The sequence below is a fragment of the Massilia sp. CT11-108 genome (assembly GCF_047302915.1).
GTDB lineage: Bacteria > Pseudomonadota > Gammaproteobacteria > Burkholderiales > Burkholderiaceae_D > Telluria > Telluria orientalis.
Map to the genome: position 1 here is coordinate 1 of NZ_JBKYMO010001836.1, position 223 is coordinate 223.

Consider the following 223-nt stretch of genomic DNA (forward strand, 5'->3'; position numbering starts at 1 on the left):
GGTCCCCATCGTCTAGAGGCCTAGGACATCACCCTTTCACGGTGAGTACCGGGGTTCGAATCCCCGTGGGGACGCCAGATTCGGCAGCGACGTTGAAAAACGACGTAAGCAGTAAATGTAGTGTGTTATAGTGCTGTTTTCCCGTAGGGGGTATAGCTCAGCTGGGAGAGCGCTTGCATGGCATGCAAGAGGTCAGCGGTTCGATCCCGCTTACCTCCACCAA

The 223-nt window shown here is 55.6% G+C and carries 2 tRNA genes; both read left to right on the forward strand.

What is annotated here, in order from left to right:
• Position 1: 1 nt before the first annotated feature.
• Positions 2 to 77, forward strand: a tRNA-Glu gene (locus ACEN88_RS36495).
• A gap of 69 nt (positions 78 to 146) precedes the next feature.
• Positions 147 to 222: transfer RNA gene (locus tag ACEN88_RS36500), tRNA-Ala, on the forward strand.
• Position 223 lies beyond the last annotated feature (1 nt).